Origin of the sequence: Vibrio sp. 10N.247.311.13, from assembly GCF_041467595.1 — a bacterium.
Taxonomy (GTDB): Bacteria; Pseudomonadota; Gammaproteobacteria; order Enterobacterales; family Vibrionaceae; genus Vibrio; species Vibrio crassostreae_C.
On the sequence record NZ_JBFSUX010000007.1, the window covers coordinates 110,897 to 126,573 of the forward strand.

The 15,677-nt window shown below is 42.7% G+C and carries 11 protein-coding genes and 1 tRNA gene; 11 read left to right on the forward strand and 1 reads right to left on the reverse strand.

Translation table 11 applies throughout. The features are described 5' to 3' along the window. Nucleotides 1-192: 192 nt before the first annotated feature. From AB6E52_RS05090 to AB6E52_RS05110, 5 genes are all read left to right on the forward strand, one after another. A complete protein-coding gene (locus AB6E52_RS05090; protein ID WP_017062062.1) occupies nt 193-642 on the forward strand; it encodes an L-alanine exporter AlaE in 450 nt (149 codons plus the stop codon). Nucleotides 643-822: 180 nt separating this feature from the next. Then, nucleotides 823-913 (forward strand) — tRNA-Ser (locus AB6E52_RS05095). 254 nt (nt 914-1,167) lie between these two features. After that, nucleotides 1,168-2,382: a sodium/glutamate symporter gene (gltS, locus tag AB6E52_RS05100; protein ID WP_017062061.1), complete on the forward strand. Its 1,215-nt coding sequence runs from the start codon at nt 1,168-1,170 to the stop codon at nt 2,380-2,382. A gap of 251 nt (nt 2,383-2,633) precedes the next feature. Further along, complete coding sequence (locus tag AB6E52_RS05105; RefSeq protein WP_017071749.1) at nt 2,634-3,560, forward strand: LysR family transcriptional regulator; 927 nt, start codon at nt 2,634-2,636, stop codon at nt 3,558-3,560. 225 nt (nt 3,561-3,785) lie between these two features. Further along, a complete protein-coding gene (locus tag AB6E52_RS05110) occupies nt 3,786-5,039 on the forward strand; it encodes a D-amino acid dehydrogenase (RefSeq protein ID WP_102319665.1) in 1,254 nt (417 codons plus the stop codon). 117 nt (nt 5,040-5,156) lie between these two features. On the opposite strand, the gene AB6E52_RS05115 is transcribed toward AB6E52_RS05110, so the two are convergent. Then, nucleotides 5,157-5,936, reverse strand: coding sequence for a hypothetical protein (locus AB6E52_RS05115; RefSeq protein WP_017071751.1), 780 nt, complete (start codon nt 5,934-5,936; stop codon nt 5,157-5,159). 499 nt (nt 5,937-6,435) lie between these two features. Between AB6E52_RS05115 and AB6E52_RS05120 the strand changes: the two genes are divergently transcribed. The 6 genes from AB6E52_RS05120 (at nt 6,436) to AB6E52_RS05145 (ending at nt 15,569) form a co-directional block, all read left to right on the forward strand. After that, on the forward strand, nt 6,436-8,070 hold the full coding sequence (locus tag AB6E52_RS05120) for an ABC transporter substrate-binding protein (protein WP_102319664.1): 1,635 nt from the start codon (nt 6,436-6,438) through the stop codon (nt 8,068-8,070). Nucleotides 8,071-8,125: 55 nt separating this feature from the next. Further along, the gene (locus AB6E52_RS05125; RefSeq protein WP_017071753.1) at nt 8,126-9,100 is read left to right on the forward strand and encodes an ABC transporter permease; all 975 of its coding nucleotides are present in this window, start codon (nt 8,126-8,128) and stop codon (nt 9,098-9,100) included. 20 nt (nt 9,101-9,120) lie between these two features. Further along, nucleotides 9,121-10,098 carry an ABC transporter permease gene (locus AB6E52_RS05130; RefSeq protein ID WP_371957688.1) on the forward strand — a complete coding sequence of 326 codons (978 nt, stop codon included), beginning with the start codon at nt 9,121-9,123 and terminating at the stop codon, nt 10,096-10,098. Then, nucleotides 10,098-11,051, forward strand: coding sequence for an ABC transporter ATP-binding protein (locus AB6E52_RS05135; RefSeq protein WP_048659634.1), 954 nt, complete (start codon nt 10,098-10,100; stop codon nt 11,049-11,051). Before AB6E52_RS05130 ends, AB6E52_RS05135 begins: the two co-directional genes overlap by 1 nt. Before the next feature lie 10 nt (nt 11,052-11,061). Continuing rightward, complete coding sequence (locus tag AB6E52_RS05140; RefSeq protein WP_017071889.1) at nt 11,062-12,051, forward strand: ABC transporter ATP-binding protein; 990 nt, start codon at nt 11,062-11,064, stop codon at nt 12,049-12,051. Nucleotides 12,052-12,125: 74 nt separating this feature from the next. Then, a complete protein-coding gene (locus AB6E52_RS05145) occupies nt 12,126-15,569 on the forward strand; it encodes a hypothetical protein (RefSeq protein ID WP_102319663.1) in 3,444 nt (1,147 codons plus the stop codon). The last annotated feature ends 108 nt before the right edge of the window (nt 15,570-15,677 follow it).

A 15,677-nucleotide genomic window follows, 5' to 3' on the forward strand; every position in this document is an offset into this window, starting at 1 on the left:
GGTTTTTTGGTGAAAGTGACTGCTTTTAAAGTGGTTTTTGGTTGTTAATTTACAACTTGATTTTTAATTTGGAGTGTATGACTACTAATCTTGTGATTTAATAGCGACATTATCTGGTGAGGTGCAAATGTGCCTTGTTTATATGTTACTAAATCACTAATTAAGCAGTGATATATTTTAGGTTTGTCGTCAATGAAGTCTCGTGGTCCATTTTGTATTCGAAACGCAGCTGCGGATACATTTGCTATGGTCGTTTTCTGTTTTATTTCTGGCATGATCGTAGAAGTGTTTATTTCTGGTATGACGTTTGAGCAATCTCTTGCTTCTCGAACGTTATCTATTCCTGTAAACATTGCTATCGCTTGGCCTTATGGCGTTTTTCGTGATTGGTTCTTACGCAATGGTGCAAAACTTTCAGAAAGCTCATTGATGAAAAACTTGTCTGATTTGATGGCATACGTGTTATTCCAGTCTCCAGTGTATGCGGGTATTTTGTTGGCAGTGGGTGCTTCAGGCGACCAGATCGTTACGGCTGTCACCAGTAATGCAGTTATCTCGTGCGGTATGGGCGTACTTTACGGCTACTTCCTCGATATGTGTCGTAAATGGTTTCGAGTTCCTGGCTACTATCAACAAGCTTAAGAAAAGCAACAAGCGTAAGTGCAGCGAAAGAATGAAATTTGGTTTGTTTTTGATCTAATGAGTTAATTTGTAATCGAACAAACCGAAAAAGGCACTTTTTTTGAGAATGCCCCTTGACCAAAGCAAGCAGAATCAATAAAGTAGCGCCTCGTTGAGTGACATGCTCAACACACAATTTGTGGAAGGATGGCTGAGTGGCTTAAGGCGCTCGCCTGGAAAGCGAGTATACGTTTATAGCGTATCTGGGGTTCAAATCCCCATCCTTCCACCACTATTCAAAACCCTAGCAGAAATGCTGGGGTTTTCTCGTTTTAGAGCCTCTATATCCCACCTCATCTGTATACCTCCCTAATATCCGTTCCTTTAATCATTGCTTTATAGTTATAATCTCTATTAATACCGTCGCAGAATTAACCATATTAGGTGTTTTTATCATAGATAATCGCTTGATTTTTTGGCGTGAACCTAGATTATTAATAGTACGCAATATTATGAATAATCTAACTATTAGGAATCCATAACCTCATGACAGAAACCCTAGTTTCTCCAATGCTCTCTTTTACGATCGCGATTTCATTACTGTTTATCGGTAAAGGTTTGATCGAGCGATCTGAAGTATTAAGAAAGTATTCACTGCCAGAGCCTGTGATTGGTGGCTTTGTCTGCGCAGCGACCGTAGCGGCGCTTTACTATATTTTTGAAATCCAAATCACTTTTAGCCTAGATGTCAGAGACTTTTTGCTTCTCTACTTTTTTGCTGGCATCGGGCTCCAAGCGGATATTAAAACACTGATTAAAGGCGGGCGACCGTTGTTCATCCTACTGTGTCTTGCTGCCATTTTTATCGTGTTGCAAAACGTAGTCGGAATGGCAGTCGCTTCTGGCTTTGGAATGGATGCGAAAGCAGGCTTGCTATCTGGGTCTGTTAGCTTGATAGGCGGCGTAGGCACAACGTTAGCTTGGGCGCCAATGTTTGTGGAAGAGTTTGGTATTGCTAACGCGCTCGAACTTGGTGTCGCTTCAAACACGGTTGGTTTAATTGCAGCGTGTGTGATTGGTGGTCCGATTGCGAACTACCTGCTCAATAAACACAAAGTAAGCCCTTCTAATGAAGAAGAGGTTACGGTTGGTGCATTCCAAGAGAGTGAAACAAAAACAGAGCTTAGCCACTACGGCGTTCTGTGGGCGTGGTTGATTCTTAACTTAACACTAATGCTGGGTTACAGCTTGAGTGAAGTTATCGACTCGATGGGCCTAAAACTGCCGTTATTCGTTAGCTGTTTGATCGCAGGTATCCTAATCGGAAACGTTGGTCGCGCACTGTTTAAGAAACGTCGTACACAAGAGAAAATCGCTCAAGGCCGCAAAGGCTTAGCGATGATCTCTGATATTTGTTTAGGCATGTTCTTGACCATGGCATTGATGGGGTTGCGTATCTGGGATCTCGATGGACTGTTTGGCTATATCTCTGTTGTCATGAGTATCCAGATCTTGCTTTCCCTGTTGTTTACTGTGTTTGTCGTTTATTACTTGATGGGAAGAAACTACGATTCTGTGGTGATATGTTCAGGCTTCGGTGGTATCACTCTAGGCTCGACCGCAACAGCAATTGTGAACATGACGGCAGTAACTCATCGATATGGCGCAAGCCCACAAGCATTCATTGTGGTGCCATTAGTGTGTGGTTTCTTTGTTGATTTGATTAATGCGCTAGTGATCAGTTTCTTTGTTGGTCTGTAGTGAAGTGACCGGTTATTGACTGCTTGAGGTTTACATCGGGATAATGACCACAAAGGCGATGACGAAAGTTGTCGCCTTTGTTTTATCGACAGCAAGCTAAAACACGTATATCAGCCTTTGATGTGATGTCTTGAAGTGACTCGGTGCACAAGTTAGTAAGAGCAATTACGATCTTGATAAATTGGGATATATGTTCGCAGCAAATTTGTGAGACGCTTGATTAAGTGTCAGTTGAATTACAAGGAAGTTGAATGCACCACTTTAATATCCGTGCTCTCGAGTACTTAAACGCGTTATCAAAATACAGGTCGTTACGTAAGGCATCTAAGATGATGAACGTTGACCCTGCCGCGATGAGTCGAATGCTGACACAGTTAGAAGCGCAAGCGGAAATGAAAGTATGGGAGCGCAACAACCGCCAATCTCTGCTGACTGAGGCGGGGAACGAACTGTTGAACTACTATCGCTCCATTGTTCGTGGAGAGGCGGCAGTGCTTGCTCGACTAACCAAGCTTAAAAACCTCAAGGGCGGTAATGTTAGCATCGCGATTGGAGAAGGATTTATTACTAACTTGGTCTCTAAACCGATGCAAACCTTCATGACTCGTTATCCTGATATCAATCTTTCTATTGAGATCGCAGGGGCATTGGATGCAGTCAAGATGTTGGAAGATCAACAGATAGACTTTGCGATAACCTATGCGTCTGCACCACATCCTAAACTGCACTCTCACGTGGAACGCAGCCATCCGCTCGAATTGATTGCTCCGAAGGGGCACTTCCTTACGATGAAAGATGCACCAGTGGTAATGCAAGATATTCAAGACGCTTCTCTCGCCTTGATCGATAACTCGACCGGTATGGGGAGGCTGGTAAAGCAGGCTGAACAAATTTCCCATCTTACCTTGCAGCCAAAACTTCAAACTAACTCAGTCACGGCACTGACTAACTTCGTTTCAGCAGGGTTGGGCGTCACCTTTATGCCTAAACTCACTGTGATCGATGAGATAAAGTCAGGGCAGATAGAAGTGGTTGCGACCGAGTTGGAGATGCTATCGAAGGCGACGGTTAAGGTTCAATCTTTGAAAGGCCGTGCACTAACGCTACAAGCGGAAACCTTGTTAGATTTCTTACTCGAGAACGCCACTTTCTTGAGTCATGACGCTTACAATATCTAGGCTTAATCAGTTTACTTAGCGACTCCTACCTAAGCTTTCAAATACCGCCAATATCACACTTCCAAACTGCTGGATTTGTTTTCGAGTCGAATTGATGTTTTGTCAATGCCACCTCTATTGTTAAGTCAACACATGCGGAATAAGTTACAAATTATTAACGAAACGAGTTTTAGACTGACAGCTGTGTTCGACAGATTTGGCTTTGTCAGGCATTAGGGGAAGAGAATGGAAGTTATTGTAATTGGCAGTGGTGTTATTGGATTGACCAGCGCATGGTACTTGGCAAAAGAAGGTCACTCGGTCACGGTTATTGATCGTCAAGATAGCAGTGGCAAAGAAACCAGTTTTGCGAATGCCGGGCAAATTTCTTACGGTTATTCATCACCATGGGCGGCACCGGGCATCCCTTTGAAAGCGATGAAATGGCTTATCCAAGAACATGCGCCACTTAAAGTGAAGCCTTCTCTTTCTCCAGAGTTAATGTCTTGGGCGACTAAGATGCTCGCCAACTGTAATGAAGCCAAGTACGCACAGAATAAATCGCGGATGTTACGAGTCGCTAACTACAGCCGAGATTGCCTGACTCATCTAAGAATCAGTGAAGATTTGGCTTATGAGGGCCGGCAGAAAGGCACCTTGCAAGTATTCAGAAGCGAAAAACAATTGGACGCTATTCAGCAGGATATGAAGCTATTAACAGAGAGTGGAATCGAACACTCGCTGTTTGATGTTGAACAGTGTCTGTCAGTGGAGTCTGGTTTAGCAGACGTTAAAGACAAGCTGGTGGGCGGCCTGTATTTACCACACGATGAAACCGGTGATTGTCATCAGTTCTGTTTAACCTTGACCGAAAAAGCCAAGCAACTCGGCGTTCAGTTCGTGTTTAATACCGAAGTGGTTAGGCTCAATCATCAGAATCAAACCATTGAGAGTATTACAACGACTCAAGGCGAGTTCAAAGCGGATGCTTACGTGGTCGCTTCAGGAAGCTATTCTCGAGAACTGTTGAAGCAAGTCGATTTGTCGATCCCGGTTTATCCAGTGAAAGGCTATTCGCTAACACTGCCGATCGTGAATGCAGATAAGTCACCAACCTCGACTGTGATGGATGAAACTTACAAGGTAGCGATGACGCGATTTGATGATCGTATTCGCATTGCAGGGACGGCAGAACTTGCGGGGTTTAATTACCTTATCCCTGAAAAACGCAAAGCCACGATTGATATGGTGATTAAAGATCTTTTCCCACAAGCGGGTGACTTTTCTAAGGCTGAATACTGGACTGGGTTAAGACCAATGACGCCGGATGGTACGCCTATTATCGGTAAGACGCCTATCAAGAACCTATTTACAAATACTGGACATGGGACATTAGGTTGGACAATGGCATGTGGCTCAGGAAAGATCTTGGCAAGCGTGGTCAGTGGCTCAGCTAGTGATATTAAAACTGATGACTTAAGTATCCACCGCTATATGTAAAAGCAAGCCGTTAGTTATCTTGCCTATGGTTTGATGATATCGACATTAGGAGCATGAAGCGGATGCACCTAATGTTGTAAATCTAGGTGCATGGTTTTAAGTCTCCTCTATTTATAATCACGAGATGACTTGAGACTTAAATGATCTTAGCTCTGGCGGTAGCTCCTTATTTACGAGGTTAATAGCTTTGCGATGTTCTAATCCAATGGATCTCACTACGTCCCCGAAATGTTGGTTAAACAATAGCTCGAAATCACCACTGAGTTTGTAGTCTTGCAGTTTGTCCTCAAGTAATTGAGCCAGTTGAGCCTTGTCTGGGTGGACATAGAAGACCAGAGGAAGAGGGTAATAAAGCATAATACTTTTTTCTATGACTAACCCATCCAGGGAATAGGTATGTTCTTGGTATATGCTTTCAACTTCATTGGCTCCGAGTGACACATAATCACATTTTTTATCTGAGAGAAGTTTCAGAATCTCTGGTAACGTTCCTTGCTCTAGTACTCGATATCCATTTGCTCTAAACAGCTCAGCATCAGCCCATGTCGCAGGAATTCCAGCGATAAGTGATTTCAGTTTATTGCTGTTGATATTATGGAATGTGGGTTGATCTTGTTCCCTAATTATCAGGATACGGTGTCCTAATAAGCCTTTACAAATTGGAGAGTTGAGTTTGATTGCAGGCTTATCAGCAAATTTACGGTTTCCCGCCACCGTGACGAGTACATCATAATTCTTGCGGAATATATTTCCTTCATCCTCAGCTCTTGGAAAGTCTGTATTATCGCTGTGAACGACAATAGGTTCGTTCGGATCCCAATTCAACAAGCTATGAATTAGCTCCAACTCATAGTGCTGTCTTTTACCTGATTTATTGCCATTCCAAAAGTTAAACATAGTTGTCCTAAGGGGGAACTTACATTTTATGACTGGTATGCTGACATAGGTTTAGCGTCCAAGAAAGCGATTTCTTTTGTTTTTGAGAGAATCATACATAGATACAGTCTATGTATGTTGAGAATCGCGACGGAAAGGCTATTTTAAAGAAAGCACATAAGTTCATTGATGGGTTAGAGGTTCGACGATTAGGAAAGACCATGGGGGTACCATTAGTGAATTTTAACTTATTGTTTTTAAATTGTTTTTCGTGTTAGTGAACAATTAATGTGACGAATGGCACTGTTGTGTATTTCTATTCTCAATCTATTCTAAATTTGTGATCTATGGTTCGTTTCACCGAAATGTAAGTTGAAGAATCATTCTATCGGCTTATTATCCACCTAAAGAAAGCGGTTTCTTGATGCGAGTTGCCGATAGTGAATACGAAAACACCCCCTTTTTTAAAGTTAAAAGAAAGCGCTTTCTTTCTGGTTATTATCATTAAAAGGACAACGTGATGCACAAAAAGACATTGATTGCTTCGCTCGCCATTGGAGCTTTATTCGGAGCCTCTGTACAAGCAGATGAAGTTAAGCAGGGTGGCACACTAACGGTGCCAATTATCAATACTGGCTTTGTTGAAAACTTTAACCCTTATACAACTAAAGACTTGCTGCATGGGGTAATGTTTGAGCCATTGGTCGTATTCAACAACATGACAGGTGATGTTGATTATCGCCTGGCTGAGTCGGTTGAGTATTCAACTGACCTGAAAACATTGACGCTTAAGTTACGAGAGAATTTGAAGTGGTCTGATGGTTCAAAGTTAACTGCAGACGACGTTGTTTTTAGCTTTATGTTGACTAAAGAGGCACCAGCTTTTGACCAGAAAGGTATTTGGTCTTCAGGTAATTTAAAAGAAATCAAATCTATTGACGCGCGAACCGTCGTGTTTGAGCTGACGGAAGCGGATTCTACATTTGCTTGGAACTTAGAGCGTTACCATATTGTACCAAAGCATATTTGGTCGAAAGTTGAAGAGCTGACAACGTTTACCAACCTTAACCCGGTAGGTAGTGGCCCAATGACGACGGTTAAATACATTAAACCGCAACAGATGGAGCTGTGCCGAAACCCAAATTACTATTTAGAAAATAGACCTTATTTAGATTGCATCAACTTCCGTTCTTACAATGACAACTCTCAGATCCAACCTGCCTTAATCAAAGGTGAGATTGATTGGGGTTCAAATTTTATTGCTGACGTTGAGTCAACATTTGTCGATATGGATAAAGAAAATAACCATTTTTGGTATCCAGCGAATGATGCTATCCACCTTTACGTAAATACCAAAGAAGCGCCATTTGATGACCTAAGAGTACGACAAGCACTTTCTATGGCTCTTGATCGTGAAACCATCGTTGATATTGCTGCTTACGGTTATCCGACCGCAAACTTCAATGCTGGTGGCATCGGTGAGCTATACGAAACGCACATTGATAAAAATGTATCTAAGAAATATGGTTATCTAACTAAGTACGATGTTGAAAGAGCAAACGCTTTACTTGATGAAGCGGGCTTAGTTGACAAAAACGGTAATGGATTCCGCGACAAAGCAAACGGGGAAACGGTTGAGTTTGATATCGAGGTTGTAAACGGTTGGACCGACTGGATCCAAGTGGTTCAGATGGTATCTGAATACTTTGAAGAAGTGGGTGTGAAAGCAAACGTTAAGACTGTGGATTGGGCGGTATATGACAGCAATTTGAAAGAAAGCAAATATACCATGTCAATTAACTGGTCAATGGTCGCGACAAATCCAATCTTGGCGTACCAAGAGTACTTCTCAACGTCTCGAATCGGAAAAACTTGGCATGCTGGTCACGGTGTTAATTCACCAGAAATCGACGCATTGATCGACAGCTTCGGCAAAATTGGTGATGCAGAGCAGCAAGAGAAAGTGTTGAGTGAACTTCAGGAATTTACGGCTGAAAACCTTCCCTTTATCCCTCTATTTTCTAACCCAACTTGGTTCCAATACAGTACTAAACATATTGTTGGTTGGCCAAGTGAAAAAGACCCATACGTACAGCCAGTATGGTACGACGGTGGTAAGAGAGTAATAATTCTCAACAATCTACACCTTAAGTAAGTTATTTTTGAGAGGGCTACAGCTTAGGTTGTAGCCCCTAGGTTAAAAGATTTTTATGTCGTTTTTAATTCGCCGATTTGGCTTCTATTTTACCGCTTTCTTAATCGCTATCTCGTTTAATTTCATGTTGCCTCGCCTAATGCCAGGAGATCCTGTTGATGCTCTTTTCGCTGCAGCTCAAGGTCGAATGGATCCTGCTCAAATGGATGCCGTTCGTGAAATGTACGGTTTTGTTGATGGCAATGTTTTCGAACAATACTTCGCGTATATGAAAAGCGTATTCACTCTTGATCTGGGACCTTCAGTGCTTATGTTTCCTGTAAGTGTTTCAGATGTCCTTGCTATGGCACTGCCGTGGACTATGTTCCTAGCGCTTGGTTCGCTGATTGTTGCTCTTATCATTGGTGTCAGTATTGGTACGTATGCATCGTATCGACGTGAAGGGCTATTTGGACAAATTGTTCCGCCAGTTTTGGCATTTATTAGTAACTTCCCGTACATCGTGACCGCGTTACTGTTGTTCTATTTCTTCGGTTTAAAACTCGAACTATTACCTTTGGCATACACTTATGACCCATCGCTAGAGCCAGGTTTTACATGGGAGTTTATTTCTAGTGTGGCTAAACACGCTGTGTTGCCTATGGGCTCTATGGTCCTGGTTGGGATCGCAACATGGGTCTTCAATATGCGTAATGCGATGATCAATGTGTTGGGTGAAGATTACGTAACGATGGCTGAGGCCAAAGGCTTGAGTAGTTATCGTGTTATGTCTCGCTATGCTGGTCGAAATGCCATCCTTCCTGTTGCGACCGCTATTGCAATGGCAATCGGATTCTCATTCGCAGGCTCAATCATGACCGAAGTGGTTTTTAACTACCAAGGCTTGGGGAACATCCTTCTTAAAGGCATAGTTGCTCGTGATTACCCACTTATCCAAGCCATTCTTCTTATCTTGGTGACAGCGGTACTGACCGCTAACTTTATTGCCGACCTTCTATATGTCTGGCTTGACCCTAGAATCTCGAACTGAGGCGCATGATGGATAATTTAATGGATACTCAAAAAACCGCTAACCAGCCGAATATGCCAGTACGTGAGCCAAAATGGTCGTGGAAAAACGTAAAGAAAACTCTCGGTAAAGCTTACGCATTTTTCTACGGTAACCCTCCAGCCATTGTAGGTACTTTTTTACTTACGATTGTCTTAGCTGGGGCGTTATTTGCGCCTGTATTATCGACTCATAATCCAGAAAAGCGCGTAGCACGTCCACATATTGCACCAAGTTCTGAGCATATTATGGGCACTACTCGTAGCGGGCGTGATGTATATAGCCAGGTTCTATTTGGAGCAAGAAAGTCGCTTACTGTTGCGATCTCTGCGGGCGTAATCGCGATGACAATAGCAGTGCTCGTCGGGGTTTCATCTGGTTACTTTGGTGGAAAAGTCGATGAACGCTTGAACTTCGTTACTAACGTATTTCTTGTGTTTCCACAGTTGCCCTTGCTGATTGTTCTCGCCGCATTCTTAGGGCAGGTCGGTTCGCTGGTTATTACCGTGTTGTTAGGAATAACCTCCTGGCCTTGGGGAGCTAGGGTGATTCGTGCACAGACCATGGCAATTAGAAGCAAAGAATTCATCATTTCTGCAGAAGTTATGGGTGAATCAAAAATCCGCATTATTTTAGTAGAGATCTTACCAAACTTAGTTTCGATTGTTTTTGGCGGGTTCCTAGGCACGGTTATCTACGCAATGGGCTCTGAAGCTGGTCTAGGTATTTTAGGTTTAGGTGATGCAACAGAAGTGAGTTGGGGCTCTATGCTGTATTGGGCACAGACCTCTTCATCGTTATATACCGGAGCGTGGTGGGAAATGCTGGTTCCTGCATTGGCGTTAGCGATTACTGGTGGTGGACTCGCATTGATTAACATGTCAATTGACCAAGTGAGCAACCCTAAATTACGTACGGGCCCACACATCAAACTGTGGCACAAACTTAAAAAAGAAGCAGATAAACGCCGAGGCCTATAATGAGCAATCTATTAGAAATTAATAACCTGTGTGTTGATTACGTTTCTCCTAATGGCGTAGCAAGAGCCGTTAATGACGTTAGTATTTCCATTGCGCCCGGTGAAACGCTCGGTATTGCCGGTGAGTCTGGTTGCGGTAAAAGTACATTGGCTTTTGCTATATCACGCCTACACAAAGCACCAGCGCTTATCTCTGAGGGTGAAATACTCTACAAAGGGCAGGATGTTTTAAAGATGAATAACAAGCAGTTACGTGACTTCCGTTGGAATGACGTTTCTATTGTTTTTCAAAGCGCAATGAACTCACTTAACCCTGTCATTACCATCGGTGAGCAGCTAACGGACGTTATTCTAGCGCACAGAAAAATACCTTATAAACAGGCTCACGATCGTGCGGTCGAGCTGTTAGGAACGGTTGGGATTCATGGCGACAGAATGTCGAGCTTTCCCCATCAACTGAGTGGAGGTATGCGTCAGCGAGTTGTTATTGCGATTGCTTTGGCGCTGGAACCTAAACTGATCATCATGGACGAGCCAACAACGGCACTTGATGTAGTGGTTGAACGTGAAATCTTGAATGAACTGTATGAGCTTAAGAGTAAGTTTGGCTTCTCTATTCTGTTTATTAGTCACGACTTAAGCCTCATGGGCGAAATTGCTGATCGAATTGGCGTGATGTATGCGGGTAACCTTATTGAATTAGGTGATGCGAAAACGGTATTTAGTGAACCTAAGCATCCTTATACAAAAGGGCTTATCTCTTCATTCCCGACTATTCATGGGCCAAAAGAACGTCTCTACGGGATCCCTGGGAATCCTGTCAACCTTTTGGATACACCTCAAGGATGTAACTTCCAAGAGCGATGTGGCGAATGCATTTCAATGTGCATTAAAAGTGAGCCTCGTTTGGGCGCTATTGCGACTGGGCATCACGTATCTTGTCACCTAGTTTGAGCGAAAGATTATGAATACTTTAAAGAACGTTGATAAAAGCGAAGTTATCTTATCAGTTAAGAATTTGGTAAAAGATTTCCCACTTGGCCAGTCAGTCAAAAGCAATATGATGCGAGCCGTAAATGATGTTTCATTTGATCTTCGTAAAGGAGAAGCATTAGCGATTGTTGGCGAATCTGGCTCAGGGAAAAGCACAGGAGCTCGAATTCTTACCCGAATTTACGATAAGACGGCTGGAGATATCGAATTCAAAGGTGAGCCTCTGTCTGACTATATTGAAAAATATGGTGAGCTTGAATATGCACGCCAAGTGCAAATGATTTTTCAAGACCCGTTTGGCTCGTTGAATCCTGTACATACGATTTACCACCATATTGCGCGACCATTACTTATCCATAAACGAGCAGAAAAAGAAGCGATTCCGAACCTCGTTTATGAATTGCTTGAAATGGTTGGGCTTACACCAGTTAAAGAGACCGCAGAGAAGTACCCCCATGAACTAAGTGGTGGACAACGACAGCGTGTCGCAATTGCACGCGCAATTGCTGTTAGCCCTGAAGTTATCCTAGCTGATGAACCTATCTCTATGCTTGATGTGTCTGTGCGGTTAGGAATCTTAAACCTAATGGCTGACTTGAAGGATAAGCATGGTATTTCGTTCATGTACATCACTCATGACATTGCGACAGCGCGTTATTTTGCTGAGAAAACGGCGGTGATGTATGTAGGACATATGGTCGAATGGGGCAATAGCGACAACGTCACTCAGAACCCACAACATCCGTATTCTCAGTTGTTGTTGTCAGCAGTGCCAGAAGTCGGTAAATCGGGCAAGCGTGACATGAACGTGAAAAAAGGCGATATCCCTTCTTGGAAGCCAAGTAGCGTAGGTTGCCCGTTCGCAAGCCGTTGTATGAAAGCCGATAAACTTTGCACGCAATCAATACCAGAACCGACTCAAATTGCAGAAGAGCATTTTGCTCGTTGTCATCATTTGTAAACTTTAAATCCTTTTTGAAACGCAAAAGAAAGCGCTTTCAAAGTTTAAGTGTAAGAATTTTTTGGAATTTTGATATGAAACAAGACTACAACTCAACACCAGAGGTCGATGGCAAGTTCGTTGATTTAGATGGTGAGCGTTACTACCAAATCTCTAATGTTGACCAAATGACGCCATTCTTTATTAGCGTTGTATCGTCGAGCGATCACTGGTTATTTATTTCATCAACAGGCAGCCTTTCAGCTGGACGCATTCGTCCGGAAAATGCGCTTTTTCCTTACAAGTCTGTTGACCATATTCATGAAAATGCGGAAAACACCGGCTCAAAATCCATCTTCCGTATTGAACATGGCGACAAGGTTGTACTTTGGGAACCGTTTAATACATTCCATGATGGTATTTTTGATGTTGAACGCAATCTTTATAAAAATACGATTGGAGACAAGATTGTATTTGAAGAGATAAACCATACTTTGCAACTACAGTTCCAATACAGCTGGAATACGAGTGAAAAATACGGCTTTATTCGTCGTTCAAAACTGACCAACCTCGCGAGCTTTGAGCGTAAAGTCGAAGCACTAGATGGCTTACAAAATATACTTCCTTCAGGCGCTCCGTTATCAGCTCTTCAAACAAGAAGTGCATTAGTTGATGCGTACAAGTGGAATGAACAAGTTGATGGTAGTTCATTAGCTCTGTTCAGCATGTACGCGAAATTGAGCGATAGAGCCGACCCTGCTGAATCTTTGCTAGCGACGACAGTCTTCAGCTTAGAAACGGAAAGCAGCCAAATTTTATTGACGAGTGCTCAAGTTAATGCGTTCAGAAAAGGTCGAGCGGTTAAAAGTGAACCTTTAACGAAAGGGGTTAGAGGGAGCTATTTAGTTCATAAGTCTCTGACGCTGCGAGCACATCAAACCAAAGTTTGGTCGATTGTCGCTGATATAGACAAGACTCATTCCGATATCTGTCAGCTTCAATCTGAGCTCTCTGTTCCTGCTAACCTAGCACTAGCTTTAGAAAAGAGCGTTGCAGATAATCAAGATGAATTGATCACATTAATGTCTGGCGCGGATGCGTGGCAAATAACAGCTGAAGAAAATACCAGCGTTCACCATTATGCCAATGTGTTGTTCAATAACATGCGTGGTGGCGTGTTTGAAAACGGCTATATGTTAGAAAAGGTTGACGTAGTTAAAACTATGGAAAAGGCCAACTCTCAGGTAGCTGGCCGCCATCAAGACTTTTTTGATCAGTTAGGGGATGTTTTCAGCCATTCTGAATTAGTTTCGCGCGCTAAAGCGACAGGGGATTCTCAATTAGTTCGATTGAGCTACGAGTATCTACCGCTTACTTTTGGACGTCGTCATGGTGACCCTAGTCGCCCTTGGAACCACTATGAGATTAAGCTTAAAGATGAAAATGGCGAACGCTTACTTTCTTATCAAGGCAACTGGCGTGATATTTTCCAAAACTGGGAAGCGATGGCTCTTAGTTATCCAGGGTTCATCAAATCATTCATCTCTAAGTTTGTTAATGCTTCAACGGTGGATGGTTACAATCCGTATCGAATTACTAAAGATGGTGTAGATTGGGAGCTGTTAGAGGCGGATGATCCTTGGAGTAACATTGGTTACTGGGGCGATCATCAAATCATTTATCTATTAAAATTCCTTGAGTTAGCAGACAAATTTGAGCAAAGCGATCTTATCGAATTACTAGAGAGTGACATTTTTAGTTATGCCAACGTGCCTTACGAGCTTTGTGGAGTTCAAGGCCTCTTTGATAACCCTAAAGATACCGTAGAGTTCAACCAAGACTTGCAGGAATTGACAGAGCAACGTGTAAAGAGCTTAGGCAGTGACGGTCGCTTGTTGATGACGGGTGACCAAGAAGTTTATATGGTCAACTTAATGGAGAAGATACTCGTCCCTTTATTGGCGAAATTGAGTAACTTAGTGCTTGATGGTGGTATTTGGCTCAATACACAACGTCCAGAATGGAATGATGCAAACAACGCTATCGTTGGCAACGGCCTCTCAATGGTAACCTTGTACTACATGCGTCGCTATGTTGCCTTTATGCAGCGCCTGTTAGAGAAGTCACCATCGTCATACAGTATTTCCAAAGAAGTGTTTGAGTGGATGTCTTCTGTTACACAGATCGTTTCAGAGGCAAATACAGAGATTCGTCAAGATACGGTCACTCGTCAAACGCGTAAAGCAATGCTGACTAAGCTGGCTAAATCCGCTGCTAATTATCGTGAGCGCGTGTACCGAGTAAATGGATTCTCAGGGAAAACGAAAGTTGAGAAAGAAGCGATTGTTCAATTGATGGGCGCGAGCTTAAAAGTCCTAGATTCTACGATTGCAAACAACTTGCGTGAAGACGGTTTGTACAATGCGTATAACATCTTGAGTTGTTCTGGTGAGAGCTTAATGGTTGAAGAGCTTTACCCTATGCTAGAAGGGCAAGTTGCAGTATTGAGCTCGGGTCTATTATCATCTAAACAAGCGGTTGAGTTGTTGGATAAATTGTTTGCCAGTGACATGTATCGTGCTGATCAAAATAGCTTCATGCTTTACCCTGACCGTGAGCTGGCTTCTTTTATGGACAAAAACTGTTTAGACGCTAAAGACATTGACCAGAGCAAATTGTTAAGCATGATGGTTGTTGCCAAAGATAACCGATTAGTAAACCAAGACAGCAAAGGTTCTTACCACTTCAATTCAAGCTTTGAAAACAAAGGTTTCCTTCAGGCTGCGATTGATGAAATTAAAGCCGATTACCCGTCAATTAGTGATGATGAATTTTGTCATGTATCTAGTTTGTATGAGCGTGTATTCAACCATAAAGCCTTTACTGGGCGTTCGGGAACCATGTTTGGTTATGAAGGTTTAGGTTGTATCTATTGGCATATGGTTTCTAAGTTGCTGCTAGCTGTGCAAGAAAACTATCAGCATGCTTGGAGTATGGATTCTAATAGCCAGGAAACTCTTAAATTAGCGGATTACTATTACAAAGTGAGAGCTGGTATTGGTTTCAACAAAACGCCGGAAAACTACGGTGCGTTTCCGACGGATCCGTATTCTCATACGCCAAAGCACTCTGGAGCACAGCAGCCAGGGATGACAGGGCAAGTTAAGGAAGAAGTGATTACTCGTTTTGGAGAGCTAGGTCTAGAGGTCGTTGATGGCACAATTGTAATTAACCCTTCACTTCTTAGTCCTAAAGAGTTCTTACAAAAAGCGGCGACTTTTGACTGCCAAAATATTGAAGGACAAATGCAGAGCTTTATTGTTCAGGCTGGGCAACTGGCTTTTACTTACTGTCAGGTACCGTTTATTTACCAACTCAATGATGAGCCAACACAGGGTATTGAAGTTCAGTTTAAAGACGGAACAAGTGAGGCATTTGCATCGTTAACGCTAAACCATGAAATGGCTTCACAGCTCTTTTCTCGTAGTGGTCTTATTGAGAAAGTCGTTGTCGTGTTGTCAAAGCACCAGTTACTCTAATTCTAATTTAAAGTGAAATAAAAAGGCTCTAAGTGAATACTTAGAGCCTTTCTTTGTGCGCCGAGCATGGCGTTGATCTAGGAGGTGAAAGTCCTCTACGGGCTCAGT

Excerpts from the sequence above, each read along its gene's own strand:
- AB6E52_RS05125 (WP_017071753.1), top strand. The coding sequence starts at position 8,126 with ATGTCGTTTTTAATTCGCCGATTTGGCTTCTATTTTACCGCTTTCTTA.
- gltS (WP_017062061.1), top strand. The coding sequence starts at position 1,168 with ATGACAGAAACCCTAGTTTCTCCAATGCTCTCTTTTACGATCGCGATT.
- AB6E52_RS05105 (WP_017071749.1), top strand. The coding sequence starts at position 2,634 with ATGCACCACTTTAATATCCGTGCTCTCGAGTACTTAAACGCGTTATCA.
- AB6E52_RS05130 (WP_371957688.1), top strand. The coding sequence starts at position 9,121 with ATGGATACTCAAAAAACCGCTAACCAGCCGAATATGCCAGTACGTGAG.
- AB6E52_RS05110 (WP_102319665.1), top strand. The coding sequence starts at position 3,786 with ATGGAAGTTATTGTAATTGGCAGTGGTGTTATTGGATTGACCAGCGCA.
- AB6E52_RS05090 (WP_017062062.1), top strand. The coding sequence starts at position 193 with ATGAAGTCTCGTGGTCCATTTTGTATTCGAAACGCAGCTGCGGATACA.
- AB6E52_RS05120 (WP_102319664.1), top strand. The coding sequence starts at position 6,436 with ATGCACAAAAAGACATTGATTGCTTCGCTCGCCATTGGAGCTTTATTC.
- AB6E52_RS05135 (WP_048659634.1), top strand. The coding sequence starts at position 10,098 with ATGAGCAATCTATTAGAAATTAATAACCTGTGTGTTGATTACGTTTCT.
- AB6E52_RS05140 (WP_017071889.1), top strand. The coding sequence starts at position 11,062 with ATGAATACTTTAAAGAACGTTGATAAAAGCGAAGTTATCTTATCAGTT.
- AB6E52_RS05115 (WP_017071751.1), bottom strand. The coding sequence starts at position 5,936 with ATGTTTAACTTTTGGAATGGCAATAAATCAGGTAAAAGACAGCACTAT.
- AB6E52_RS05145 (WP_102319663.1), top strand. The coding sequence starts at position 12,126 with ATGAAACAAGACTACAACTCAACACCAGAGGTCGATGGCAAGTTCGTT.